We start from the raw sequence: 23,152 nt of genomic DNA, 5'->3' as shown, positions 1-23,152 counted from the left end.
GTGGAGGATCCACCGCTCGGTGGTGTCAGGAAGCGCGGCGGCGGCGCAGGACCGAGGCGAAGCGGCCACCGGGTCCGGCATCCGGTGCGACCTGCGTGCCGGGGTGCTCGACCGAGACCGCAGCGGCATCGGCGACCGAGACGAGGTCCTGCGGGCGACCGGTGTAGGCGAGCTCGCGCTGCTTCTGCCGCAGGGACGCCGTGATCGCCGGGATCAGGACCGACACCATGTTGGCGTAGCCGGTCTCCGACGGGTGGAAGTGGTCGGCGCCGAACATGACGTCGCGCCGCTCGGTGAACAGCAGGCCGAGCAGGTCGCCGAGCGACACCGACCGGCCGCCGGCCTCCACGACTGCGATCGTCTGCCGGCGGGCCAGCGCGCGACTCAGACGACGGGCCACCGCGCGCAGCGGCTGGTGGATCGGCTGCACCGTGCCCAGGTCGGGGCAGGTGCCGACCACGACGTCGCAGTCCTCGGCGATGAGGCGACGGACGACCTGGCCCAGCATCCGCGCGGACGCCTGGGGGGTCACCCGGTGCGTGACGTCGTTGGTGCCGACCACGATCACGGCGACATCGGGATGCCAGTCGGGATCGAGGTCGATCTGGCCCATGAGGTCGGAGGTCTGCGCGCCGACGATGGCGCGGCACTGCACCTCGACCGGAGCGTCCATGACGTGGGCGAGGCCGACGCCGATCATCGCGGACGGCGTGGCGTCGGCGCGGGTCACGCCGTAGCCCACGGCGGCGGAGTCGCCCAGCACGAGCACCCGGATCGTACGTCCGGGAAGGTCGTCGCCGTAGAGGCCGTCGGGGGAGGGCGGACGGTCATCGGTGGTGCCGATCGCCCGGCGAGCGAGAATCGCCTCACCGATCAGGAATCCGTAGAACCCCGAAAGTGTGGCGCTGCCGCCGATCAGGGTCGCGGCAGCGATACGACGGGGGCGGGGCACGGTGTCATTTTACGTCGACCCGACGACGCAAACACGCGAAAAGGGCTGGTCAGCCGTGTGGCCTTGCGTACGCCTAGGGTGGCCGTGTGCGCGAATTCGTCCCCAACCTCCGAGATGTGGGCGGGGTCGAGGCGGCGAACGGCAGGCTGGTCCAGCGGGGCCGCGTCCTGCGGAGTGCGATGCCGTCGCACAGGGACCACGCGCCCGACGACATCGTCTGGCCGCCGTCGCTCGTGATCGACCTGCGATCGCCCAACGAGACCGAGGGCATCCATCCGCTCGCGCGGTCCGGTGCGCGCATCGTCAACCTCCCGCTGCTCAGCTCCCTGCGTCCCGGCACGGCACCGCCCGAGAGCCTGGCCGGCCTCTATCTGCTGATGCTCGATCACGCCTCGATGTACCTCGTGGAGCTCGTGCGCGAGGTCGGCACGGCCCGGGGCGCGACGTTGATCCACTGCGCGGCCGGCAAGGACCGCACGGGCGTCTCGATCGCGATGCTGCTGCGACTCGTCGGTGTCGAGCGTGAGCACGTCGTCGCGGACTTCCTCGAGACCCAGCACGCCGAGCAGGCCATATCCTCGCGGCTTCGCAAGCTGCCCGGTCGTCATCACCGGGCCGCGTTGCCGCCGGAGTTCCTTGCGGTTCCGGTCGAGGCGATCGAAGGCGTGCTCGACCTCTGGGACTCGCACGATGACGGTGTCGTGGGCTGGTTCCTGGACATCGGCGGCAGCGAGGACCTGGTCGAGCAGCTGAGACGTACGCTTCTCACATGACCTCGCTCGACCTCTCACTGGATGCGCGGGAGGTTCCGCTCGGCGGGGTCCGCGGCATCTCGGTGCACCGCACCCTTCCCCATCGCGGCCTGCCGACGGTCGGCCCCTGGTGCTTCGTCGACCACTTCGGACCGACCGCCGACCACATGAACGTCCTGCCGCACCCGCACACGGGGCTGCAGACCGTGACCTGGCCGCTCGCCGGAGACATCCGGCACCGCGACAACCTCGGCAGCGACGTCGTGCTCAAGCCGGGCGAGCTCAACCTCATGACGTCGGGTGACGGTGTCGCGCACTCGGAGTTCTCCGTCGGTGACACGAGCGGCCCGATGCACGGCCTTCAGCTGTGGGTGGCCCTGCCCAACCTTCGACGCACGGGGGCTGCCGGCTTCGAGCACCATCCCGACCTGCCGGTCGCCGACGGCAAGAACTGGACCGCCACGGTCCTGATGGGGGAGCTCGACGCAGCGGCGTCACCCGCCACGACGTACTCACCGATGGTCGGCGCCGAGCTGACCGTACGTCCTGGCGGCGCGGTCGTGCCGTTGCGGCCGGAGTTCGAGCACGCCGTGCTCGCCGTCACGGGCGAGGCGCTCGTCGGCGGCACCGAGATCGTGCACCGGCAGATGCGCTACCTCGCGCCGGGTCGTGAGGACGTCGAGCTGTTCGTCCCCACGGAGACGACACTGCTGCTGATCGGCGGAACGCCGTTCGACGAAGAGCTCGTCATGTGGTGGAACTTCATCGGCCGATCGCACGAGGACATCGTGCAGGCGAGGGACGACTGGGAGAGCGCGTCGGAGCGCTTCGGTGAGGTCGCCGGCCACAAGGGGCAGCGCATCCCTGCGCCGCCGATGCCGGACCTGCGCCTCAAGCCGCGCCGCCGCACCGTCGCCTGAACCCTCGGATTGACCTCAAGCCTGATTGAGGTTCTACGTTTGTCCTGCCCGGGGTGGACACTGGGCAGGGCGTACGCCGATCCAGGAGGACGACATGAGCATGGATGCCGCAGCATGGAACTCGCTGCACCGTGTGATGAACACGCAGAACGGTCCTCAGCGGCTGACCAAGGTCACGCTCAAGCGCATCGCAGGCTTCGCTGCGCCACACAAGCGCCGGCTGATGCACTTCCTCGTGCTGAGCGTCGTGTCGGCGTGCCTCGCCGTGGCCACGCCAGTGCTGGCCGGGCACGTCGTCAACGCGATCGTCAACGGTGACTCGCGCAGCACGGTCTTCGGCCTCGCCGGGCTCATCGCCCTGATCGCCGTCGCCGACGCGGCGCTCGCGATCTGGACCCGCTGGCTGTCGGCGACGATCGGCGAGGGACTGATCCTCGACCTGCGCACGACAGTCTTCGACCACGTGCAGCGCATGCCGATCGCGTTCTTCACCCGCACCCGCACCGGCGCCCTGGTCAGCCGGCTCAACAGCGACGTCCTCGGCGCCCAGCGAGCGTTCAGCGGCACCCTGTCGGGCGTCGTCAGCAACATCGTGACGCTGACGCTGACGCTCGTGGTGATGCTCAGCATCTCGTGGCAGATCACTGTGGTGGCCCTCGTGCTCCTCCCGGTCTTCGTCATCCCGGCCCGCCGCATGGGCAGCCGGCTCGCCGCGCTGTCCCGCGAGGCGGCCAACCACAACGCGGTCATGAGCACCCGGATGACCGAACGCTTCTCGGCGCCGGGGGCCACGCTCGTCAAGCTTTACGGCCGCCCCGACGAGGAGTCCGTCGAGTTCGCCGCGCGAGCCAGCCGGGTGCGCGACATCGGCGTGAAGTCGGCGATGCTGCAGTCGGTCTTCGTCACCGCGCTGACCACGGTGTCGGCCCTGGCGCTCGCGGTCGTCTACGGCCTCGGTGGCTTCTATGCGCTCAAGGGCTCGCTCGACCCGGGCGACGTCGTGGCGCTCGCGCTCCTGCTGACTCGCTTGTACGCGCCGCTCACCGCGCTCGCGAGCGCCCGCGTCGAGATCATGAGCGCGGTCGTCAGCTTCGAGCGCGTCTTCGAGGTGCTCGATCTGCAGCCCTTGATCCGCGAGAAGCCCGACGCGGTCGCGGTGCCCGACGGGCCGGTGTCGGTCGAGTTCTCGCACGTGACCTTCGCCTACCCCTCGGCCGACAAGGTCTCGCTGGCCTCGCTCGAGGAGGTCGCGATGCTCGACAACCGTGGGGGTGTCGATGTCCTGCACGACGTGTCGTTCCGCGTCGAGCCCGGGCAGCTGGTCGCCCTGGTCGGCACGTCCGGTGCCGGCAAGTCGACGATCGCCAGCCTGATCCCGCGCCTCTACGACGTCGACGGCGGCTCGGTCTCGCTCGGTGGTGTCGACGTCCGCGACCTCTCGATGGCGTCGCTGCGCGAGACCCTGGGCATGGCGACGCAGGACGGTCACCTGTTCCACGAGTCCGTGCGCGACAACCTCCGGCTGGCCCGGCCCGAGGCGACCGACGACGAGCTGTGGTCCGCCCTGCGCGACGCCCGACTCGACGACCTCGTCGCGTCTTTGTCGGACGGACTCGACACGATCGTGGGGGAGCGCGGCTATCGCCTCTCCGGCGGTGAGCGCCAGCGGCTGACGATCGCCCGCCTGCTGCTCGCGCATCCTCGCGTCGTGATCCTCGACGAGGCGACGGCTCACCTCGACTCGACGTCGGAGTCGGCGGTGCAGGAGGCGCTGGCGGTCGCACTCGCCGGGCGTACGTCCGTGGTCATCGCGCACCGGCTGTCGACTGTACGAGCGGCGGATCGCATTCTCGTCGTCGAGGACGGCCGCATCGTCGAGCAGGGCACGCACCACGAGCTGCTGGCGCTGGGCGGCCGCTACGAAGAGCTGCACCGCACCCAGTTCGACGCCGGCACGGTCGAGCAACCCCTTCCCGGCTAATCGCGTTATCTGATAGCCTCGATCCAGATACCCTCAGTATCTGAATGCGAGAGGACGCCATGACCCACTTCACCGACAAGGTCGCCGTTGTCACGGGCGCCGGTTCCGGCATCGGCCGGGCGCTGGCAGTCGAGCTCGCCCGACGCGGAGCCAAGCTCGCGATCTGCGACGTCGACACGCACGGCCTCGCCGACACCGAGGCGCTGGTCAAGCGAGCCGGTGCCGAGGTCAAGGTCGACCACCTCGACGTCTCACAGCGTGAGCTTGTCCTGGCGTACGCCGACGACGTGGTCGCGCACTTCGGCCAGGTCAACCTGGTGTTCAACAACGCCGGCATCGCCTTCACCGGCGAGGTCGAGGCCATGTCGTTCAAGGACATCGACCGGGTCATGGACGTCGACTTCTGGGGCGTCGTCAACGGCACCAAGGCGTTCCTGCCGCACCTCATCGAGTCCGGCGACGGTCATGTCGTCAACATCTCCAGCATCTTCGGGCTGTTCTCGGTGCCGACCCAGAGTGCCTACAACGCCGCAAAGTTCGCGGTTCGCGGGTTCACCGAGTCGCTGCGCCAGGAGATGGTGATCAACGAGCGGCCGGTCAAGGTCACGTGCGTCCACCCCGGCGGCATCAAGACCAACATCGCCCGCAACGCCGAGCAGGTCGAGGGGCTCGACCACGACAAGCTCGCGGGCTCGTTCGACAAGCTCGCCCGCACCTCGCCGGCCAAGGCCGCCGACGTCATCCTCAAGGGTGTCGAGAAGAACAAGGCGCGGGTCCTGATCGGCGCCGATGCCTGGGTGCTCGACAAGTTCGTACGCTTGACCGGCGCCGGCTACCAGCGCGGCGTGTCGGCGTTCAGCAAGCGCGCAGGACTCTAGGGCCTCACGCCGGCCGGACGCCCAGCCGGTCGAGCAGCTCCTTGGCCTTCCTGAGGTAGAGCTTGGGCAGGCCGAACTCCCACGACGTGCCGTCCGAGAGCTGGAGCGAGAACGGGGACTGCAGGCCGCCCTCGTCGAGGGTGAACCCCGTGACGGCGGACCGGGGGAGGCGGGCGATCTCGCCGTCAGCCGCGACGATCATTCGGGAGCCGAGGTCAACGGCGGTGATCGGCGCCCGTCGCCGAAATGGCAGAAGTGCTAGGGCGTGAGGTCCGTGAGTGCAGACGGGCGGGAACCCTCGGGGAGGGCGAGCAGTGTGCCGACCAGTGCCTGGGCGCAGAGGTCGCGCACCTCGTCGCGACTTGTCTCGGTCGAGTCGAGCCATTGGTGGCAGGCGTTGCGCATGAAGTGCAGCCAGCTGCGGACGGCGATCTGCATGAGCTCGGACGGCCGGCCGTTCGGCTCGACGCCCGCCGTGATGCGCTCCTGTTGGCGCTGGATGTCCTCCTCGACGATCGCCTGGATCTCCGGATCGGCTGACGCCGCGCCGTGGAAGATCGCCTTGACCCCCATCTTGTGGTCCTGGCAGTAGTCGAGGTAGGCCTCGATGCCTTGGCGCAGCCGGTCGAGGATCGGCAGTGACTCGTCCGGTGCCGTGAGCTCCATCATCCGGGTGGACTCCCGGCGCACCATCGCGGCGAAGAACGCCCGTTTGGTCGGGAAGTAGTGGTAGAGCAGGCCGCGCGAGACGCCGGCGACCTCGGACAGCTCCTCGATGTGGACGTCCTCATAGGACCGGTCGGCGAACAGCTCGGCGCCGAGCTCGAGCAGCTGGTCCTGTCGGGCCTCTCGGCTCAGGCGGGTGCGGGTGGCCATGCCGGTCACACTACTTGACATCGGTTCAGCAAGGGCTAGGCTCGCATTATTGAATCACCGTCCAATAAGGAGTCCTGGTGCGCAACGACTGGTCCGGTCAGACGTTCCCCCACCCATCGGGGCGCAGGCCCATCGTGGGTGACGCGCTCGGCGCCGAGGTGCGGGCGCCCCTGCAGAGCACGATGCGTCGCGCCGAAGGGCTCGGGCCGATCTTCGAGCTGCAGGTGTTCGACCAGAAGTTCGTGTTCGTCACCGGCGCGGAGCTCGCGGCCGAGCTGGCCGACGAGTCGCGCTTCGCCAAGGGCCTGTCACCCGCCCTCGTCGCGCTGCGGGAGTTCGCCGGGCAGGGGCTGTTCACGGCCTACAACGACGAGACCAACTGGGCTCTCGCGCACGACCTGCTGCGCCCGGCCTTCACGAAGGCGGCGATGCAGCGTTATCACCCGGTCATGCTCGCGGCGGCGCAGGAGCTGTTCGACACCTGGGACGGTCGCGAGGGCTCGGTCGACGTCTCGGCCGACATGACGAAGCTGACGATGGAGACCATCAGCCGTACGGCGTTCAGCACCGACTTCGGCTCGTTCAGCCGCGCGGAGCCGCATCCGTTCATCCCGGCGATGATCGCGGCGCTCAAGGCCGGGCAGCGCAAGGGCTCGCTCAACGCGATGCCGGGCGCCGGGCTGATGGCCAAGCGGATCGACAAGAAGAACGCGCACCATCAGGCGTACGTCGACTCCTTGCTCGACGGCATCATCGCGGAACGTCGCAACGCGAGCGAGCCTGACGACAGTGACCTGCTCGGCATCATGCTGCACACGCCGCACCCCGAGACGGGTGAGCGGCTCGACGACCTCAACATCCGGCACCAGATCCTGACTTTCCTGGTCGCTGGGCACGAGACGACGTCGGGAGCGTTGTCGTTCGCGCTCTACTACCTCTCCCGCGACCCAGCCGTGCTCGCCAAGGCGCAGGCCGAGGTCGACCAGGTCCTGGGGCCGGACCGCGACGCCGAGCCGACGTTCGAGCAGGTCGCCAAGTTCCGCTACCTGCGCCGCGTGCTCGACGAGGGCCTGCGGCTGTGGCCCACGGCGCCGGCGTTCACCCGCAGCCCGCGCGAGACCACGGTGCTGAGCACGGGCCACACAATGCGACCGGAGGACTGGGCGATCGTGATCCTGCCGCTGATGCACCGCGATCCGGCGGTATGGGGTGATGATGCGGACGCGTTCGACCCGGACCGCTTCCTGCCGGAGAACTCCCGTGGCCGGAAGCCGCACTCCTACAAGCCGTTCGGCACGGGGGAGCGGTCGTGCATCGGACGGCAGTTCGCGCTGCACGAGGCGATCCTGGTGCTGGCCCGCATGTTGCACCGCTACGACATCGCCGGCGATCCGGCGTACGAGCTGCAGATCGCCGAGCGGCTCACGCTGATGCCCACGGGATTCGAGCTGAGCCTGACGCCCCGGACCCCGTCAGTGGTGGCGTCTGTCGACGAGGCTCAGGCGGAGCCGAGCGAGGTGTGCCCGGCCTCGTCGATCGACCAGTCCGGATTCCACGCGACCTCCCACGGATGTCCGTCGGGATCGGCGAAGTAGCCGGAGTAGCCACCCCACGGCTGCTCCTCGCCGGGCTTGAGGATCGTGCCGCCCGCAGCCTCGATCTGGGCGAGGATCTCGTCGACCTCGCCGTGTGAACGGGTGTTGAAGGCGATGCTCATGCCGCTGAACGTGGCGCCGGTGTCGGCCACGCGGGCGTCATCGGCCAGGTCGGTCCGGGTCCACAGCGCGAGAACCATGCCGTTGAGCTGGTAGAACGCGACCTCGTCCTCGGGGTTGCCCTTGGTCCAGTCGAGGCCGTCCTCATAGAAGTGGCGGGCGCGCGCGAGATCGGACACGCCGAGGGTGATCAGGCTGAGTCGTTGCTCCATGCCTTCGACGTTAGCGCCGAGCCCTGACACGGACCACGCCAGCGACGGCGCCGATGGTCGCCAGGAGTGCCAGCACGGCGATGACCACGGGCTTGCTCGATGCGGGCTCGCCGACGTCGTCGGTGCCGGCAAGCGGCGAACGTACGTGCTCGGGTCGCAGGGACATCGCATCCTCGGCCAGCTCGACCCGGCACGCGTTCGTGCGCAGCTTGGCGTCGGCGCCGATCACGTAGCGTCGGCCGCGTTCGAGCTCAGCGTCGTTCGAGCTCGAGACGTTCGCCTGGGTCTGTCCGGAGAGCACCCGCACCGACGACGGCAGATCGCGCCCGGCCCAGACCTCCTCGACCTGCATCGTCGTGTAGCCGCCCGACGTCGTGCCCGCGACGCCGAGGAAGAGCGTGGCGGAGCCGGCCGGCCCGGCGCCGGCCGCGCACGAGGCGACGGCCGGCGACGTGGCCGACAGCAGGACGCCGAGCAGCGCCAGGACGAGGAACCGGGACACGGGCCGCATGCCTCATGATGTCGGCACGACGGCAATTCGTCTCGGTATCGGTCAGGCCAGGGCGCGGAGCGTCTCGACGAGCGGTGTCGTCGGCCGTCCGAGGAGCGCGCGCAGGTCACCATTCGTGAGGGCGAGGTCGCCCTTGGCGGTCGCCGCGTCGATCCCGGCGACGAAGCCGGCGGTGCCCTCGTCGAGGCCGGCTTCGACCAGGATCGCGGTCTGCTGCTCGGCCGTGACCTGGCTGACCGTGATCGGGGTCCCGAGCACCTCGGTCAGCGCTGCGGCGAGCTCGTCCTGGGTCCACGCGACGTCGCCGGCCAGCTCGTGGACGGGCTTGACCGGGCCGTCGGTCGTCAGCACGACGGCAGCGGCCTCGGCGTAGTCGGCGCGAGCGGCGCTGGCGACGAGGCCCTCACCAGCGCTGGCCAGGACCGATCCGGTCTGACGCGCGGTGTCGAGCGTCTGGCCGTAGTTCTCGTGGTACCAGTTGTTGCGCAGCAGGACGTGGTCGATGCCGGCTGTGGCGAGGTACTGCTCGGTGGCAAGGTGCTCCGGTGTGACCGGCAGCGTGGACGTCTCGGCCTTGGGCGCGCTGGTGTAGACGAGGCGCGACACGTTGTTGGCGATCGCCGCATCGATCACGTTGCGGTGCTGGACCGCGCGCTGGCCGAACTCGTTGCCGGAGATCAGGAGCACCTGATCGACACCGGCGAGCGCGTCCTTGAGGGCGGTCGGGTCGTCGTAGCTCGCGACGCGTACGGCGACGCCCTTGGCGGCCAACGGCTCAGCCTTGGCGGCGTCGCGGACGATGGCGACGACCTGGTCGGGGCTCGTGCGCTCGAGCAGTGCGTCGACGACGAGGGTGCCCAGCTGCCCGGTGGCGGCGGTGACGGCAATGGTCATGGTGATTCCTTCTCGGTAGGCGGTGCTGTCGAACGTACACTAACCAAACGAAAGCACCAACTCTGGGTTAGCACTTACGAACTGCTAGCATGGTGGGACAGGAGGACCATCCATGGCTGAAGATCCGCGACGCCCGTTCGACGTGTTCAGTGGCGCATGCCCGTCACGCGAGGTGCTGGAGCACGTCACGAGCCGGTGGGGATCCCTGACGCTCGCGGCGCTGAGTCCTGAGCCCGCGCGCTTCGGCGAGCTGCGGCGTTGCGTCGACGGCGTCAGCGACAAGATGCTCTCGCAGACCCTCAAGGCGCTGGAGGCGGACGGCCTGGTCGAGCGGCACGTGCAGTCGACGCTGCCACCGAATGTCGACTACCGCCTGACGCCGAACGGCGAGACGGTCGCGGCGGCCGTCAAGCAGCTGATCCTCGCGCTCTACGCCGTGATGCCCGAGGTCATGGAGTCCAAGGCGCAGTCGGCCTGACCGCACTACTCTCGGTGCACGACGTCGAGAGGACCCACCATGCCCAGGTTCGAGATCCGGGGAGCGCGAGCCCTCGTCACGGGTGCGACCGGCGGCATCGGGCAGGCGATCGCCCGCGCGTTGGCCGCCGAAGGCGCCGAGCTGGTGCTCACGGGACGCCGGCTCGACGTGCTCGAGCCACTCGCGACCGAGCTCGGTGCCACCGCGATCGCGGCTGACCTCTCGGACCTCGACGAGGTCACGCGACTGCTCAGCGAAGCCGGCGACATCGACATCCTGGTCGCCAACGCGGCGCTGCCGGCCTCGGGTGACGTCCTTGAGTACTCGCACGAGCAGATCCTCCGCAGCATCACGGTCAACCTCGAGGCGCCGATCCTCATGGCCCGTGACTCGGCCGCGGCCATGATCGCCCGAGGGCGGGGGCACATCGTGATGATCGGGTCGGTATCCGGCAAGATCGCCTCCGCCGAGGCGGCGATGTACAACGCGACCAAGTTCGGGCTGCGCGGCTTCTCGCTCGGATTCCGCCAGGACCTCGCCCGGCACGGCGTCGGGCTGTCGCTCGTCGAGCCGGGATTCGTACGCGATGCCGGGATGTTCGTCGAGTCCGGCGGCACGCTCCCCAAGGGATTGCGAACCGTCACGCCGGAGGCCGTGGCGCGCAAGGTCGTCAAGGCGATCCAGCACAACAGCGCCGAGGTCGTCGTGGCGCCGGTCGAGCTGAGGGCGGGCGCCACGTTCGGTGCATCGTTCCCGACGATCTCCGCGACGCTGCAGAGGCTCGGTGGTGGCGAGAAGGTCTCGAAGTCGATGGTCGAGGGCCAACGCGACAAGCGATGACGTATCGGGTCAGAGGACGCCGGCCGCGGACGCCGCTTCGCGGTAGGCCGCGGCGAGCGAATCCACCGTCTCGTGGGCGTTGAGCCCGCTCGGGTTCGGCACGACCCACAGCTGCGCATCGCCGATCGCCTCGTCCTGGCGGCCGGCCCGGGCCGCCTTGCGGCCGAAGGCGATGCGGTACGACGTGATGCCGGCGATCGCGACGACGCGCGGGCGGTGCTCGGCCACGAATGCCTCGAGGCGCGAGCGACCCGCGACGAGCTCCGCGGCATCGAGCTCATCGGCGCGCGCGGAGGCGCGGGCAACGATGTTGGTGATGCCGACGCCGCGGTCCAGCAGCACGGGTCTGGCCGCATCGGGCGTCATGACGTCGGCAGGAAGGATGCCGGCGAGCCGCAGAGCCGGATAGAACCGGTTGCCCGCCCGGGCGAAGTGCAGCCCCGTGGCGGCGCTCACCAGGCCGGGATTGATGCCGACGAACAGCAGCCGGAGGTCGTCGCCGACCAGGTCCGGGATCGTGCGTCCGGCGTACGAGAGCAGCTCCTCGCGGGTGTAGCCCATCGGGCGAAGCTAGCAGGCGCTCACGCGTCGTCGTCGAGGTCGGGGACGACGCGCTCCCCGTCGGGGACGATGCCCTGTGCGTCCTCGTCGGGCCACGCGCTCTCGGCCTGGGCCGCCCGGTCGCCGTCGGGCACAAGGTCGGCGGGGTCGCCCGGCTCGTCGGGGATGCCTGGGTCTTCGGGTGGGACGGTCATGGGTCCTCCTGGAGTCGATGACGCCCGAGGCGTACCCGATGCTCCGCGAGCCAAGCGTGCTCCGGTGCGTACGAGGTGTCAGGCGAGCGACGTCAGCACGTCGAGGAGTGCGGCTGTCGGCGGCGGGTCAGGTGGCTCGCCGTACGTCGCCGCGTAGACGTGTCTGGGCGCGCCCGGCACCTCGTGCGCGTTGACGTCGGGGTTGCGGTGCCCGCGCAGCGCCAGCCCCGGGATCGTGGCGACGCCCATCCCGGACGCGACGAGGGCCTGGATGCCGACCATGTCATCGGTGGTGAAGGCGACCTCTGGCTCGAAGCCCTCGCGATCGCAGAGCTCGACCAGGTGGGCGCGACAGCGCACGCAGCCGGCGACCCAGCGGTCGTCGCGGTGCTGGCCGATCGTGTCGCGGTCGTCGGTCGTCAGGAGATAGGTCGGATCGTCCAGCAGGTGCGTCAACCGGATGCCGGGCGGATCGGGTTCGGTCTCGTCGTAGCGAAAGACGACGGCCACGTCGACCTCGCCGGCGCGCAACATCGCGATCGCCTCGGGCGGGTGGGTGTCGACGAGGTCGAGCCGCAGGCCCGGATGGCGTGACGCCAGCTCGGCGGACACCTCGGGCATGAGTGCGACGAGGGCCGAGCCGAACACCGCGACCCGGACCCGCCCGGCGCTCAGGCCGACGTGGGCGTCGAGCTCGGCCGACGCGGACTCGACCCGGCCGAGGATCTCGGTCGCCCGCTCAGCGAGGACGAGCCCTGCTTCGGTCAACCGGATGCCGCGGCCGGCCCGCTGGAACAGCTGGGCCCCGGTCTCGGCCTCGAGCCGGGCGAGGTGATGACTGACCGACGGTTGGGAGTAGTGCAGCTCGGCGGCGGCGGCAGTGACGGACCCGTGGCGGGCGACCGCGGCCAGGATGCGGAGGCGGTTGAGGTCGAGCATTCATCAACTCTATCGATGTTTTTGAGCCAAAACTGGCATTGGACGTGATGAATCAGTGGACGCATCCTGAAGTCATGAACTCCACGACATACCCGACACAGCCGGCCCGGGTGGGCCTGCCCGAGCTCCTGGACGGCATCCGGGAACAGACCAGCCGGGGCCTGGATCCCCGGCCCACGGCGCTGGCCGTGGCCGACGTTCTGCGAGAGCAGACGCCCGGCGTCGACCTGCTCACCGCCGAGGAGCGCCTCGGCGACCCGCACGAGCTGGTCAGCAACGTGCTGCACACCGAGTCGGCGTTTTCGGTCAAGGCCGTCGTGTGGCAGCCGGGACAACTCACGGCGATCCATGACCACCTCGCGTGGTGCGCGTTCGTCGTGCTGCAGGGCGTCGAGTACGAGACGCTCTACCGCGACCACGGCGACCACCTCACGGAGATCGGCCGGGCGGCGAACGGTCCGGGCGAAGCCAGTGGCTTCGCGCCTCCAGGCGACATCCACCGCGTGCACAACACCGGCGACGTCACGGCGATCTCGCTGCACGTCTACGGCGCCGACCTGGGCGCTGACGGTGCGAGCGTGCGCCGGGAGTACGACCTGCCTGTGCGCTGACCAGCCCGTACGCCCTCGACAACCTGCACAGGATCTTCACGAGTCGACCCCGAATTCCGGCCAGCGGCGCTCCTACGCTGATGGCATGACCGCACCCCGCCGCATCCTCGTCGTCGAGGACGAGCCCATCATCAACGGAGCGGTCACCGACCGACTGGTCGCCGAAGGCTACGACGTCGTTCGCGCCTGGGACGGGCCCGGGGCTGTCGAGGCGTTCGGCACGCACGAGCCGGACCTCGTGGTGCTCGACGTCATGCTGCCGGGGTTCGACGGGCACGAGGTCTGCCGGCGCATCCAGGCCGTGCGACCCGTGCCGGTCCTGATGCTGACCGCCCGCGACGACGAGGCCGACATCCTCGTCGGGCTGGCCGTCGGCGCCGACGACTACGTCACCAAGCCGTTCCGGATGCGCGAGCTCGTGGCACGGGTCGCTGCCCTGCTGCGCCGGGTCGATCGCGCCGTCGAGCTGGCGGGCCAGGGGCTCGCCGATCTCGGCGACCTGCGGATCGACCCGGGCGCTCGACGCGTCTGGACGGGCGACGACGAGGTGCACCTGACACCCACCGAGTTCGACCTGTTGCTGTGCCTCGCGGCGAGCCCCGGCGTCGTGCTGACCCGAGAACACCTGCTCGCCGAGGTCTGGGGCTGGTCCGACGCCTCGGGCACACGTACGGTCGACAGCCACGTCAAGGCACTGCGCGCCAAGATCGGCGCCGAGCGCGTCCGCACGGTCCACGGCGTCGGGTACGCGCTCGAGCCCGGGACCGACCGATGACGGCACGTCCGCTCGACCAGGTCAGGTCGGTCAAGGTCAAGCTGGGCCTGTTGGTCGCGGCGAGCGTCGCGGTCGCGTCGATCGTGGGGACGATCGGCTCGGCGGGAGGGGTGCCGATCTGGCTGAGCATCCCCGTCACGATCGCCCTCGCGCTGGCCGTCACGCAGCTCCTCGCCGTCGGGATGACCTCGCCGTTGCGCGAGATGACCGTCGCCGCCAGGAGCATGGCGACGGGGGACCACTCCGTACGAGTCGCTGCGACGTCGCGGGACGAGGTCGGCGAGCTGGCCCGCGCCTTCAACCGGATGGCCGAAGAGCTTGCGGGTGTCGACCGGCAGCGTCGTGAGCTGGTCGCCAACGTCAGCCACGAGCTGCGTACGCCGCTGACCGCGCTCTGCGCGCTGCTGGAGAATCTCGCCGACGGCGTCGCCGAGCCAGAGCCGGAGACGCTTCGAGCTGCCCTCGACCAAGGGGAGCGGATGACCACGCTGGTCACGGACCTCCTCGACCTGTCACGCGTCGATGCCGGCAAGGCGCCGCTGGACCTGCAGGACGTCGACGTGGCGCCGCTCCTGGAGGCCGCCGTCGCCGAGCAGCGCATCAGCGGTCGCGACGTGGCGTACGCCGTGGAGGTCAGCCCGCCCGAGCTCGTGGTGCAGGGCGATCCGGCCCGGCTGCGCCAGCTCGTCGCCAACCTGCTCGACAACGCCTCGCGGCACAGCCCGCCCGGCGGGACCGTGAGCGTACGCGCTGATGCCTTCGGCGATCACTGGCACGTCGTGGTCGTCGACCAGGGCCCCGGTGTCGCGCCGGCACACCGCGATCGTGCGTTCGAGAGGTTCGGCACGCTCTCCGAGGTCGACGGGGGTGGCGGGACGGGGCTGGGCCTGGCGATCGCCCGATGGGTCACGGACCTCCACGGCGGATCGATCGGCTTCGCCAACCCGGAGCCCGGTGAGTCCGGCGCCCGCGTGCTGGCCGACCTGCCGCTCAACCCCACCCTCACGCGTACCAAGGAGAGCCCGATGGCCGAGTCGACCCTGCCACCCGCGGCGGCGCCGTTGCCGCCCTACGAGCCACTGCCATCACTGACGGACAGCACGTTCGGCTCCTTCTGGCCCGACGACGGGGTGCCCGGCAACGTGCGGGTGCTGCTCGGGGCGCTCGGCGTCGGCGTGCTCGCGGGAGCGATCATCCCGTTCCGCGATCACGGGCTCGGCGTCCTCCTCGTGCTGCTGGCCGCCGGGGCGCTGCTGCTGGGCACGAGCCGCAACCGTCGCGACCCGTTCACGATGACGTGCGCCGGTCTCTGCCTGCTGCTGTCGATCGTCGTGGTGCTCCGGGACGCGGAGTGGCTCGTCGCGCTGTGCGTGCTCACCGGTGCCGGGCTCTGCATCATCGGCCTGGTGCGCGGCCGCAACGTCCTGTCGTTCGTGCTCGCCGGGATCGCGTGGCCGCTCGCCGGGCTGCGGGGCATGCCGTGGCTGGGTCGTACGGTCCGGCGCATCACCGGCATGGGTGGCGGCGCGGCGCTCGTACGTACGGCGGTGCTCTCGATCGTCGGCGTCACGGTGTTCGCCCTGCTCTTCGCCTCGGCCGATGCCGTGTTCGCCGAGTGGGTCGGTGCGGTGGTCCCGAACGTCGGCTCGGCCGATTTCGCGCTGCGCGTGTTCGTCGCGTTCTTCGTCGGCGGGGTCGTGCTCGCCGGGGCGTACCTCGGGCTCAACCCGCCCGAGGTCAATCGCGCCGAGCGGACCCCGCGCCCGGTTGCCCATCGCTTCGAGTGGCTCGCGCCGGTGCTGGTCGTCGACGCGGTGTTCGCGGTGTTCCTGGTCGCGCAGGCCGCGGTGATCTTCGGTGGTCACGACTACCTCAGGCGTACGACCGGGCTGACGTATGCGGAGTACGTGCACCAGGGCTTCGGACAGCTCACGGTCGCCACCGCGCTCACGCTGCTGGTCGTCTGGGCGGCATCGCGCAAGGCGCCGCAGGCGACGCCGTCGGACCGGGCGTGGATCCGCGGATCGCTCGGCGTGCTGTGCGGGTTGACGCTGGTCGTCGTGGCCTCGGCGCTCTACCGGATGCACGTCTACCAGGAGGCGTACGGGTTCACGGGCCTGCGGCTGCTCGTCGACGTCTTCGAAGGTTGGCTCGGCGTGCTCGTGCTGGGCACGCTCGCCGGCGGCGTTGCTCTGCGGGCGGTGTGGTTGCCACGGTTCGCGCTGTTCAGCGGTGTCGTGCTGCTGATCGGTCTCGCCGCGATCAACCCCGACGCGTGGATCGCACGGCACAACATCGATCGCTACGAGACCAGCGGCAAGATCGACTGGACGTATCTCCGGGCGCTCTCCGACGATGCGCTCCCGGTGCTGTCGACGTTGCCCCCAGACCTCGTCGAGTGCGCGGTGTCGCTCGACGACCGTACGCACGATGACTGGCTCGAGTGGAACCTCGGCCGCTCACGAGCCCGTGCAGCGATCGCGGATCATGCGGGGGAGTGGCGCCAGGACCCGGTCTGCCCGGGCCAGACCAACAACTGAGACCGGCTGTTTGACAGGCAAAAGTGCCCGCAAAGCCTGACGTTTCGCCGATTGACTGCTTTCATGGAAGGTGGGAAGGAGCGCGGGCAGCTCCCTGGTCAGCAACATCCGGTCAAGGAAGCCCGTGACCGTTCGGGGCGACCGAGCAGGTGACGGCATGACCCGCACACGCGATCCCGCCCACGCACTGCGCCTCGCAGGCCTACGTTTCGAGAACCGGGACACCGAGCGGGCCTATCGGCGATGGCGCATCGACACCGTCACGCCGTTCGTCCGGGTCGGCTACATCGGTTCGACGCCGAGCTGGATCCTGCTGCTGGTCGCCATGATCGTCCTGGACCCCGACGCCGCGCACCGCGCAGCAGGTTGGGTCGTCGGCTGGATATTCCTGCTCCTCGTGCTCACCGCGTTGACCGCACCGCCCGAGCTGCGCCGCACGGTGATGCCGCTGGCCGCCGCCGCCAACTGCCTGGCCGGCTTCCTGGTCGTCTGGCTGACGTCAGAGGTCGCGCTCACCGGCGAGGTGATCCAGACGCGCGCCGGAGTCATGATCGCGGGCCTGCTCGTCGTCATGTTCTTCGGCTTCGGGATCTTCCGCATCCCGCCCGGCATGGCCATGGCAGCGGTGACGCCCTACGCGCTGTTCGGCTCGTACCAGCTGCTCCAGAGCTACAACCGCGACGAGCTCAATGGGGTCGAGTCCGCATCCTTGGCTGCCGCAGAGTGGATCGCGTATCTCGGGTGCCTCATGGTCTGCGTCGTCATCGAGGTCGTCGAGCGGCGGGCGTTCTGCAAGGACCAGATCATCGACGCACAGCAGCAGGAGCTGCGCCACAGCAGAGAGACCATCCGCCGCTACGTCCCTCGCGCCGTGTTCGAGCACATCATCAACGGGGACACCGTGGGCATCGACGTGCCCACCCGCCGACGGGTGACCGTGCTGTTCGCCGATCTGGTCGGGTTCACCGACCTCGCCGACCGGGTCGAGGCGGAGATTCTGACGCAGGTGGTCAACGACTACATGACCACCATGAGCCAGCTCGTCGACGAGCACGGAGGTCTGGTGAACGAGTTCGCGGGTGATGGCCTGATGGCCCTGTTCGGGGCGCCCGACGAGATGGAGGTCGAGGAGCAGGCGGCGAGCGCGGTGCGGGCGGCGCAGGCGATGCAGAACGGCCTCCCGTCCCTCAACGGGCAGTGGCAACGGCTCGGTGTCACCGGCCCGATGCGGATGCGGATCGGCATCGACACCGGTGTCCTGAGCGTCGGCAGCTTCGGCTCCGAGGGGCGGATGACGTACACGGCGATCGGGCTGCACACCAACATCGCGGCCCGCCTCCAGGCCCATTGCGAGCCTGGCCGGATCCTGCTGAGCGACTACAGCTGGCACCTCGTCAAGGACCGAATCTTCTGCGAGCCGGTCGGTGAGGTCCAGTGCAAGGGCGTGCACTACCCGGTGCCGGTCTACTCCCCGTCAGGTGCGCCCGGTCTGGGCCCAACCGGAGTCTGAGGACGCCGAGGGTTCAAGTCGGACCGTTCGGCGGTGAACTGGCGTCCACATCACGTTCACGACTGGACGCCAGGTCACCGCTCCCGGATCCGGGCAACCTCAGGCGTACGAGACGCCTGTGGCGTGCAGCGGGCAGTAGCCGAAGGGGTTCTTGACCAGGTACTGCTGGTGGTAGTCCTCGGCGTAGTAGTACGTCTCCAGCGGCAGGATCGACGTGGTGATCTCGCCGTAGCCGGCCTCGGTCATCCGCACCTGGTACGCCTCGCGGGACGCCTCGGCCTGAGCCTGCTGCTCGGGCGTCGTGGTCAGGATGACGGAGCGGTACTGCGTGCCCCGGTCGTTGCCCTGTCGCATGCCCTGCGTCGGGTCGTGGTTCTCCCAGAACACCTTGAGCAGGTCGTCGTACGTCACCTTGGCCGGGTCGAAGATGACCCGGACGACCTCGGCGTGCCCCGTGCGACCGGTGCAGACCTCCTCGTACGTCGGGTTGGGCGTGACCCCGCCGGCGTAGCCGACGGACGTCGACCAGACGCCGGGAACCTCCCAGAACGTCTTCTCCTCGCCCCAGAAGCAGCCCAGGCCGAAGACCGCGACGCCGAAGCCTTCGGGCGCCTGCGTCTCGACGGGGTTGCCGAGGGTGAGGTGCGTCCCGCCGACCTGATAGGGACGGCCTTCGCGGCCGGGGAGGGCGCTCTCTGCGCCGGGGAGCTCTGACTTGCTGCGACTGAAGATCATGGGTTCCACCTCTCGTTTCGAGTCTACGGATTCACGCGCGCTCGAGGATTCGAGCGATCGTGACGAAGCCGTGACGACGTGCATGCTCCAAGGGAGTCACGCCGGCGCTGTCGGCGATCGACACGTCCGCACCGTGGTCGACCAATGACTCAACAATGCGCTGCCACGGTCTTGTTCCCTTGCCGAGGATCACGGCCTCGAGCAGGGCGGTCCAGCCGAGGTCGTTGATGTGGTCGACCTCGATGTCGGTGTGCTCCAGCACGTACGCGACATAGTCCGCGTGGCCGCGCTCGCTCGCCGGTATGTGCGACAGCCCGCCGAACCGGTTGCGGATCGTGAGGTCCGGGTCGGCCGTCAGGACGACCTTCGCCATCGCGACGCTGCCGGTGACGCCGGTGACGAGCCACGGGGTGTCGTGCCGGTCGTCGAGCGCGTCCGGGTCGGCGCCGGCGGTGACGAGGGCGCGCGCGGCCCGGACGCGGTCATGCGTCACGGCGAGCAGGAGCGGGGTACGCCGACGGGCGTCGCGGACCTCCGTGTCGGCGCCAGCCCCGAGCAGCTGGGCGACCTCGGTGACCCGGCCCTTCGCCGCCGCCGACAGGAGGCGCGTCCCCAGCTCGGCGTCGGACAGCGACGCGTACGGGTTTGGCGTCGGTGTCGGTGTGGTCACCGAGCGCGTCGGCGACGGGGACGTGGGCCCCGGGGCGGGATCCGGCGACGAGCATCCCGTCGCCGCCAACGCGACGACCACGGACACGACGGACAGGGCCTTCTTCACGTCGAGTTGAACTCCCCGGAGCGCCGGGAGGTTCCGGCGACGACACCACCACTAGGCTCCTGCGCATGAGGTGTGGTTCGTGAGGGAGCGCTACCAGGTGCCGATCGGCGTCGAGATCGCCACGCAGTGGGCCTGGCGGATGCTCGTGATCGCGTCGGCCGTGCTGCTCGGCGTGTTCTTCCTGCGCTACTTCTCCGAGATCACAGTGCCGCTCGCGGTCGCGGTGCTCGTGACGGCGCTGACGATCAACCTCGTCGACTGGCTGGAGGCGCACCGGATCCCGCGCATCGCCGCCACGTTCATCGTCGTCATCACGTTGCTCATCGCGTTCTTCGGCATGCTCGCCGTGGTGGGGCAACAGCTAGCGACCCAGGCCACCGATCTGCGTACGAGCGTCGTCGACGGCATCTCCAAGATCCAGGACTGGGCCAAGACCGGGCCGCTCAAGCTCAGCGACGACCAGATCCAGACGTGGATCGACAACGCCAAGGAGTCGATCCAGTCCAGTGACACGTCGCTGATCACCCGCGTCGGCGAGGTCGGCACGACGCTGACCCACCTGTTCGCGGGCTTCTTCATCGCGCTGTTCTCGACGTTCTTCTTCCTCTACGAGGGCAGCCGCATCTGGAGCTGGGTCGTCGCGCTGTTCCCCCGGGGTGCACGTGAGCGGGTCAACTCGTCGGGTCACACGGCCTGGGCGTCGCTGACGGCGTTCGTACGCGCGACCGTCATCGTCGCGCTGACCGACGCTATGGGCATCGCGTTCGGCGCGTGGGCACTCGGTGTGCCGCTGACGTTCGCGATCGGCGTGCTGGTCTTCCTCGGCGCGTTCATCCCGATCATCGGTGCGCTGCTGTCGGGCATGGTCGCGGTGCTGGTCGCGCTGGTCGCGCAGGGCCCGTGGACCGCGCTGTTCATGCTGCTGGTCGTCATCGCGATCCAGCAGATCGAGTCGCACGTGCTGCAGCCGTTCCTCATGGGGCGCCTCGTCGCCGTGCACCCGCTGGCGATCATCTTCGCGATCACCGCCGGAGTCGTCGTCGCGGGAGTCGTCGGCGCACTCATCGCGGTGCCGCTCGCGGCCTGCCTCAACGGCGTCGTACGCCACCTCGCCACGGTCGCCGAGCAGTTCGACGACGAGCCACCTGACGACGGGACCGAGCCGTTGCCAGGTCTCGCATGACCGACGTCCATGCGGTGTGCCTGGCCCTGCCCGGCGCCGCGCTGACGTTCCCGTTCGGCGAGGAGACCGCGGTGTTCAAGGTCGGCGGCAAGGTCTTCGCGATCACCGCCGCCGAGTCACCGACACACGTCACCCTCAAGGCCGAGCCCGAGGAGGTCACGGGCCTCGTCGAGACGTACGAGTCGGTGACCCGCGGCTATCACATGAACAAGAAGCACTGGATCACCGTGCAGGTCGACGGCGCGCTCCCGCCCGGCCTCGTCGAGGAGCTCGTCGAGGACTCGTACGACCTGGTGGTCGACAACCTCCCCGCCCGCGACCGGCCCTAGAGCTCCGTCGCCTCGGCGGGGACCGGGGTGTCGCGTGTGCGCAGCGGGATCTCCTTGATCAGCAGGGCGAACACGAACGCGATCGTGACGATCGGCAGTGCTGCCAGGAACACGTCGTGCAGCGAGTCGGCGAACGCCTCGATGACCTTGCCCTGCAACGGCTGGGGCAGGGCGTGGATCGCCGAGGCGTCGTTGGTATTGATCTTGGGCGCATCGCCACCGCCGCCGACGGTCGCCGCGAGGTGATGCGTCAGCCGGGTGTTGAGCACTGCGCCGAAGATCGCGGCGCCGAACGCACCGCCGAGCGTACGGAAGAACGTGATCGTCGACGTCGCGATGCCCATGTGGCGGGGGTCGACCGAGTTCTGCACGATCACGGTCAGCAGCTGCATCGTCAGGCCGAGACCCGCGCCGAGGATGAACATGCCGAGACCGATGCGCCAGTAGGGGCTGTCGGCGTCTGCGGTCGACAGCACCAGCAGAGCCACGAAGACCACGACGGTGCTGGCGATCGGCAGGGGACGGTAGCGGCCCGTGCGGGTCACCCAGTTGCCTGACGGGATCGAGGTGCAGAACAGGCCGGTGACCATCGGCAGCATGCCGAGACCGGACTTCGTCGGTGACATGCCCATGACGATCTGCAGGTAGAGCGGCACGAAGATGATCGCGCCGAACATCGACATGCCCATGACGACCGACATCGCGTTGGTCGTGCGGAAGATCGAGCCGCGGAACAGCTCCATCGGGATGATCGGCTCGGTGGCCCGCAGCTCGACCAGGATGAAGAGTGCCGTCAGCACGATCGCACCGGCGAGCAGGCCGAGCCCGAGGGTCGACCCCCAGCCGTGATCGGGGCCGGCCCACGAGACGTACAGGAGCATTGAGGAGACGCCGCTGACGAGGACCGCGGCACCCAGCCAGTCGATGACGTGCTCACGACGGGTGTGCGGGAGCTTGAGGGCGTACGACGTGACGACGAGCGCGACGATGCCGATCGGCACGTTGAGCCAGAAGATCCACTCCCAGCCCGGCCCGTCCGCGAGCCAGCCGCCGAGCAACGGACCCGCGACGCTCGCGGTGCCGAACACGGCGCCCATGTAGCCCATGTAACGGCCACGCTCGCGCGGCGGGATGACGTCGCCGATCGTCGCGAACGCCAGCGCCATCAGTCCGCCGCCGCCGATGCCCTGGAGCGCGCGGAACCCGATGAGCTCCTCGATGTTGCGGGAGAACCCGCACAGCAGGGAGCCGACCACGAACGTCACGATCGCGATCTGGAAGATCAGCCGGCGACCGTACAGGTCGGAGATCTTGCCCCACAGCGGAGTCGAGGAGGTCGAGGCGAGCAGGTACGCCGTGACGACCCAGCTCAGCTTGTCGAGACCGTTGAGGTCCGAGGTGATGCGGGGGAGTGCCGTGCCCACGATGCTCTGGTCGAGAGCGGCGAGGAACATGCCGGTCATCAACCCGCCCAGGATCACCAGGATCTGGCGATGCGAGAGGTAGGTGGGTGTGACGGTTGCTGGTGCTGCGTCTGTCATGAAGTGGCTCCGAGTGAGGCGGTGAGTCGGGTGAGGTCGTGGCGCAGGCGTTCGCGGTCGGCGTCGTCCCAGTCGGCGAGCGCTGCGGTGAGGAAGGCGCGGCGCTGGTCGAACGACTTCTTGAGACTCGCGGCGCCGGCGGGGGACAGGGCGATGATGCGGGCGCGGCCGTCAACGGGATCCGGCTCGCGCTCGATGAACCCGCGATCGCCGAGCTGCTGGACGTGCCGGCTGACGGTCGACGCGTCGAGCTGCATGACCTCGGCGAGGTCGCCGAGGCGCATCGAGCCGTGGCACTTCAACGCGTAGAGCAATGAGGCCTGCGACGGGTCGACCGTGTCGCCGTCGATGCGCGAGCGGAATCGACGGCCCATCGCCAGCATGAGCTGCATGAAGGCGTCCTCGGCCGTGGTGGCGGCGTCAGAGGGCTGTGTTTGCATGGCGCAA

At 69.4% G+C, this 23,152-nt stretch carries 26 protein-coding genes; 13 read left to right on the top strand and 13 right to left on the bottom strand.

What is annotated here, in order from left to right; translation table 11 throughout:
• Positions 1-25 precede the first annotated feature (25 nt).
• Positions 26-952 carry an SGNH/GDSL hydrolase family protein gene (locus tag ESP70_RS06260; protein WP_149688419.1) on the bottom strand — a complete coding sequence of 309 codons (927 nt, stop codon included), beginning with the start codon at positions 950-952 and terminating at the stop codon, positions 26-28.
• A gap of 86 nt (positions 953-1,038) precedes the next feature.
• Here ESP70_RS06260 and ESP70_RS06255 point away from each other — a divergent pair, with 86 nt between their 5' ends.
• The 4 genes from ESP70_RS06255 to ESP70_RS06240 all read left to right on the top strand — a co-directional run bounded on the left by ESP70_RS06255 (position 1,039) and on the right by ESP70_RS06240 (position 5,483).
• Positions 1,039-1,725 (top strand): tyrosine-protein phosphatase, encoded by a 687-nt coding sequence (locus tag ESP70_RS06255; protein ID WP_149688418.1) that lies wholly within the window; start codon positions 1,039-1,041, stop codon positions 1,723-1,725.
• Positions 1,722-2,624 (top strand): pirin family protein, encoded by a 903-nt coding sequence (locus ESP70_RS06250; RefSeq protein ID WP_149688417.1) that lies wholly within the window; start codon positions 1,722-1,724, stop codon positions 2,622-2,624. Before ESP70_RS06255 ends, ESP70_RS06250 begins: the two co-directional genes overlap by 4 nt.
• A 94-nt stretch (positions 2,625-2,718) precedes the next feature.
• Entirely contained in the window at positions 2,719-4,605 is a 1,887-nt protein-coding gene (locus ESP70_RS06245; RefSeq protein ID WP_149688416.1) for an ABC transporter ATP-binding protein, read from the top strand.
• Positions 4,606-4,664: 59 nt separating this feature from the next.
• Positions 4,665-5,483, top strand: coding sequence for an SDR family NAD(P)-dependent oxidoreductase (locus tag ESP70_RS06240; protein ID WP_149688415.1), 819 nt, complete (start codon positions 4,665-4,667; stop codon positions 5,481-5,483).
• A 4-nt stretch (positions 5,484-5,487) separates the two neighbouring features.
• Here ESP70_RS06240 and ESP70_RS06235 read toward each other — a convergent pair whose 3' ends face one another.
• Positions 5,488-5,685 carry a hypothetical protein gene (locus ESP70_RS06235; protein ID WP_149688414.1) on the bottom strand — a complete coding sequence of 66 codons (198 nt, stop codon included), beginning with the start codon at positions 5,683-5,685 and terminating at the stop codon, positions 5,488-5,490.
• A gap of 56 nt (positions 5,686-5,741) precedes the next feature.
• A complete protein-coding gene (locus ESP70_RS06230) occupies positions 5,742-6,359 on the bottom strand; it encodes a TetR/AcrR family transcriptional regulator (RefSeq protein ID WP_223148614.1) in 618 nt (205 codons plus the stop codon).
• A gap of 77 nt (positions 6,360-6,436) precedes the next feature.
• Between ESP70_RS06230 and ESP70_RS06225 the strand changes: the two genes are divergently transcribed.
• Entirely contained in the window at positions 6,437-7,954 is a 1,518-nt protein-coding gene (locus ESP70_RS06225; protein WP_149688412.1) for a cytochrome P450, read from the top strand.
• Here the strand turns inward: ESP70_RS06225 and ESP70_RS06220 are convergent.
• From ESP70_RS06220 to ESP70_RS06210, 3 genes are read right to left on the bottom strand one after another with little or no spacing between them, the layout of a single operon-like run.
• Positions 7,858-8,286 carry a VOC family protein gene (locus tag ESP70_RS06220; protein WP_149688411.1) on the bottom strand — a complete coding sequence of 143 codons (429 nt, stop codon included), beginning with the start codon at positions 8,284-8,286 and terminating at the stop codon, positions 7,858-7,860. The genes ESP70_RS06225 and ESP70_RS06220 overlap by 97 nt on opposite strands.
• A gap of 10 nt (positions 8,287-8,296) precedes the next feature.
• Positions 8,297-8,788, bottom strand: coding sequence for a hypothetical protein (locus ESP70_RS06215; protein WP_149688410.1), 492 nt, complete (start codon positions 8,786-8,788; stop codon positions 8,297-8,299).
• Between the two features lie 51 nt (positions 8,789-8,839).
• Positions 8,840-9,691: an SDR family oxidoreductase gene (locus ESP70_RS06210; protein WP_149688409.1), complete on the bottom strand. Its 852-nt coding sequence runs from the start codon at positions 9,689-9,691 to the stop codon at positions 8,840-8,842.
• A 112-nt stretch (positions 9,692-9,803) separates the two neighbouring features.
• Here ESP70_RS06210 and ESP70_RS06205 point away from each other — a divergent pair, with 112 nt between their 5' ends.
• Together ESP70_RS06205 and ESP70_RS06200 are read left to right on the top strand one after the other, a co-directional pair.
• Positions 9,804-10,169, top strand: a complete 366-nt coding sequence (locus ESP70_RS06205) for a winged helix-turn-helix transcriptional regulator (RefSeq protein ID WP_149688408.1) — start codon at positions 9,804-9,806, stop codon at positions 10,167-10,169.
• 39 nt (positions 10,170-10,208) lie between these two features.
• Complete coding sequence (locus ESP70_RS06200; protein ID WP_149688407.1) at positions 10,209-11,009, top strand: SDR family NAD(P)-dependent oxidoreductase; 801 nt, start codon at positions 10,209-10,211, stop codon at positions 11,007-11,009.
• A 9-nt stretch (positions 11,010-11,018) separates the two neighbouring features.
• Here ESP70_RS06200 and ESP70_RS06195 read toward each other — a convergent pair whose 3' ends face one another.
• The 3 genes from ESP70_RS06195 to ESP70_RS06190 form a co-directional block, all read right to left on the bottom strand.
• Positions 11,019-11,570: a mismatch-specific DNA-glycosylase gene (locus ESP70_RS06195; protein WP_149688406.1), complete on the bottom strand. Its 552-nt coding sequence runs from the start codon at positions 11,568-11,570 to the stop codon at positions 11,019-11,021.
• Between the two features lie 20 nt (positions 11,571-11,590).
• Positions 11,591-11,764 (bottom strand): hypothetical protein, encoded by a 174-nt coding sequence (locus tag ESP70_RS20050; protein ID WP_188110516.1) that lies wholly within the window; start codon positions 11,762-11,764, stop codon positions 11,591-11,593.
• 78 nt (positions 11,765-11,842) lie between these two features.
• The gene (locus ESP70_RS06190) at positions 11,843-12,703 is read right to left on the bottom strand and encodes a LysR family transcriptional regulator (protein ID WP_149688405.1); all 861 of its coding nucleotides are present in this window, start codon (positions 12,701-12,703) and stop codon (positions 11,843-11,845) included.
• Positions 12,704-12,777: 74 nt separating this feature from the next.
• Between ESP70_RS06190 and ESP70_RS06185 the strand changes: the two genes are divergently transcribed.
• The 4 genes from ESP70_RS06185 (at position 12,778) to ESP70_RS06170 (ending at position 18,139) form a co-directional block, all read left to right on the top strand.
• A complete protein-coding gene (locus ESP70_RS06185) occupies positions 12,778-13,314 on the top strand; it encodes a cysteine dioxygenase family protein (protein ID WP_149688404.1) in 537 nt (178 codons plus the stop codon).
• Positions 13,315-13,399: 85 nt separating this feature from the next.
• A complete protein-coding gene (locus ESP70_RS06180) occupies positions 13,400-14,089 on the top strand; it encodes a response regulator transcription factor (protein ID WP_149688403.1) in 690 nt (229 codons plus the stop codon).
• On the top strand, positions 14,086-16,629 hold the full coding sequence (locus tag ESP70_RS06175) for a DUF4153 domain-containing protein (protein ID WP_149688402.1): 2,544 nt from the start codon (positions 14,086-14,088) through the stop codon (positions 16,627-16,629). The genes ESP70_RS06180 and ESP70_RS06175 overlap by 4 nt, the downstream gene beginning before the upstream one ends.
• 157 nt (positions 16,630-16,786) lie before the next feature.
• Positions 16,787-18,139 (top strand): adenylate/guanylate cyclase domain-containing protein, encoded by a 1,353-nt coding sequence (locus tag ESP70_RS06170; RefSeq protein ID WP_149688401.1) that lies wholly within the window; start codon positions 16,787-16,789, stop codon positions 18,137-18,139.
• A 99-nt stretch (positions 18,140-18,238) separates the two neighbouring features.
• Here ESP70_RS06170 and msrA read toward each other — a convergent pair whose 3' ends face one another.
• Both msrA and ESP70_RS06160 read right to left on the bottom strand, forming a co-directional pair.
• Complete coding sequence (gene msrA / locus ESP70_RS06165) at positions 18,239-18,874, bottom strand: peptide-methionine (S)-S-oxide reductase MsrA (protein WP_149688400.1); 636 nt, start codon at positions 18,872-18,874, stop codon at positions 18,239-18,241.
• Positions 18,875-18,905: 31 nt separating this feature from the next.
• Complete coding sequence (locus ESP70_RS06160; protein WP_188110515.1) at positions 18,906-19,652, bottom strand: ankyrin repeat domain-containing protein; 747 nt, start codon at positions 19,650-19,652, stop codon at positions 18,906-18,908.
• A 79-nt stretch (positions 19,653-19,731) separates the two neighbouring features.
• Between ESP70_RS06160 and ESP70_RS06155 the strand changes: the two genes are divergently transcribed.
• Both ESP70_RS06155 and ESP70_RS06150 read left to right on the top strand, forming a co-directional pair.
• Positions 19,732-20,835 (top strand): AI-2E family transporter, encoded by a 1,104-nt coding sequence (locus tag ESP70_RS06155; RefSeq protein ID WP_149688399.1) that lies wholly within the window; start codon positions 19,732-19,734, stop codon positions 20,833-20,835.
• The gene (locus ESP70_RS06150; RefSeq protein ID WP_149688398.1) at positions 20,832-21,164 is read left to right on the top strand and encodes an MmcQ/YjbR family DNA-binding protein; all 333 of its coding nucleotides are present in this window, start codon (positions 20,832-20,834) and stop codon (positions 21,162-21,164) included. The genes ESP70_RS06155 and ESP70_RS06150 overlap by 4 nt, the downstream gene beginning before the upstream one ends.
• Here the strand turns inward: ESP70_RS06150 and ESP70_RS06145 are convergent.
• Both ESP70_RS06145 and ESP70_RS06140 read right to left on the bottom strand, forming a co-directional pair.
• A complete protein-coding gene (locus tag ESP70_RS06145; protein WP_149688397.1) occupies positions 21,161-22,705 on the bottom strand; it encodes an MDR family MFS transporter in 1,545 nt (514 codons plus the stop codon). The genes ESP70_RS06150 and ESP70_RS06145 overlap by 4 nt on opposite strands.
• Positions 22,702-23,145 (bottom strand): MarR family winged helix-turn-helix transcriptional regulator, encoded by a 444-nt coding sequence (locus ESP70_RS06140; RefSeq protein WP_149688396.1) that lies wholly within the window; start codon positions 23,143-23,145, stop codon positions 22,702-22,704. Before ESP70_RS06140 ends, ESP70_RS06145 begins: the two co-directional genes overlap by 4 nt.
• Between the last annotated feature and the right edge of the window lie 7 nt (positions 23,146-23,152).

Source organism: Aeromicrobium ginsengisoli, from assembly GCF_004134905.2.
GTDB lineage: Bacteria > Actinomycetota > Actinomycetes > Propionibacteriales > Nocardioidaceae > Aeromicrobium > Aeromicrobium ginsengisoli.
Note: the sequence above shows the minus strand (reverse complement) of the source record. Positions and strands in the feature narration are given on the sequence as shown.

Excerpts from the sequence above, each read along its gene's own strand:
- ESP70_RS06250 (WP_149688417.1), top strand. The coding sequence starts at position 1,722 with ATGACCTCGCTCGACCTCTCACTGGATGCGCGGGAGGTTCCGCTCGGC.
- ESP70_RS06245 (WP_149688416.1), top strand. The coding sequence starts at position 2,719 with ATGAGCATGGATGCCGCAGCATGGAACTCGCTGCACCGTGTGATGAAC.
- ESP70_RS06240 (WP_149688415.1), top strand. The coding sequence starts at position 4,665 with ATGACCCACTTCACCGACAAGGTCGCCGTTGTCACGGGCGCCGGTTCC.
- ESP70_RS06235 (WP_149688414.1), bottom strand. The coding sequence starts at position 5,685 with ATGATCGTCGCGGCTGACGGCGAGATCGCCCGCCTCCCCCGGTCCGCC.
- ESP70_RS06230 (WP_223148614.1), bottom strand. The coding sequence starts at position 6,359 with ATGGCCACCCGCACCCGCCTGAGCCGAGAGGCCCGACAGGACCAGCTG.
- ESP70_RS06220 (WP_149688411.1), bottom strand. The coding sequence starts at position 8,286 with ATGGAGCAACGACTCAGCCTGATCACCCTCGGCGTGTCCGATCTCGCG.
- ESP70_RS06210 (WP_149688409.1), bottom strand. The coding sequence starts at position 9,691 with ATGACCATTGCCGTCACCGCCGCCACCGGGCAGCTGGGCACCCTCGTC.
- ESP70_RS06205 (WP_149688408.1), top strand. The coding sequence starts at position 9,804 with ATGGCTGAAGATCCGCGACGCCCGTTCGACGTGTTCAGTGGCGCATGC.
- ESP70_RS06200 (WP_149688407.1), top strand. The coding sequence starts at position 10,209 with ATGCCCAGGTTCGAGATCCGGGGAGCGCGAGCCCTCGTCACGGGTGCG.
- ESP70_RS06195 (WP_149688406.1), bottom strand. The coding sequence starts at position 11,570 with ATGGGCTACACCCGCGAGGAGCTGCTCTCGTACGCCGGACGCACGATC.
- ESP70_RS20050 (WP_188110516.1), bottom strand. The coding sequence starts at position 11,764 with ATGACCGTCCCACCCGAAGACCCAGGCATCCCCGACGAGCCGGGCGAC.
- ESP70_RS06190 (WP_149688405.1), bottom strand. The coding sequence starts at position 12,703 with ATGCTCGACCTCAACCGCCTCCGCATCCTGGCCGCGGTCGCCCGCCAC.
- ESP70_RS06185 (WP_149688404.1), top strand. The coding sequence starts at position 12,778 with ATGAACTCCACGACATACCCGACACAGCCGGCCCGGGTGGGCCTGCCC.
- ESP70_RS06180 (WP_149688403.1), top strand. The coding sequence starts at position 13,400 with ATGACCGCACCCCGCCGCATCCTCGTCGTCGAGGACGAGCCCATCATC.
- ESP70_RS06175 (WP_149688402.1), top strand. The coding sequence starts at position 14,086 with ATGACGGCACGTCCGCTCGACCAGGTCAGGTCGGTCAAGGTCAAGCTG.
- ESP70_RS06170 (WP_149688401.1), top strand. The coding sequence starts at position 16,787 with ATGACCCGCACACGCGATCCCGCCCACGCACTGCGCCTCGCAGGCCTA.
- msrA (WP_149688400.1), bottom strand. The coding sequence starts at position 18,874 with ATGATCTTCAGTCGCAGCAAGTCAGAGCTCCCCGGCGCAGAGAGCGCC.
- ESP70_RS06150 (WP_149688398.1), top strand. The coding sequence starts at position 20,832 with ATGACCGACGTCCATGCGGTGTGCCTGGCCCTGCCCGGCGCCGCGCTG.
- ESP70_RS06145 (WP_149688397.1), bottom strand. The coding sequence starts at position 22,705 with ATGACAGACGCAGCACCAGCAACCGTCACACCCACCTACCTCTCGCAT.
- ESP70_RS06140 (WP_149688396.1), bottom strand. The coding sequence starts at position 23,145 with ATGCAAACACAGCCCTCTGACGCCGCCACCACGGCCGAGGACGCCTTC.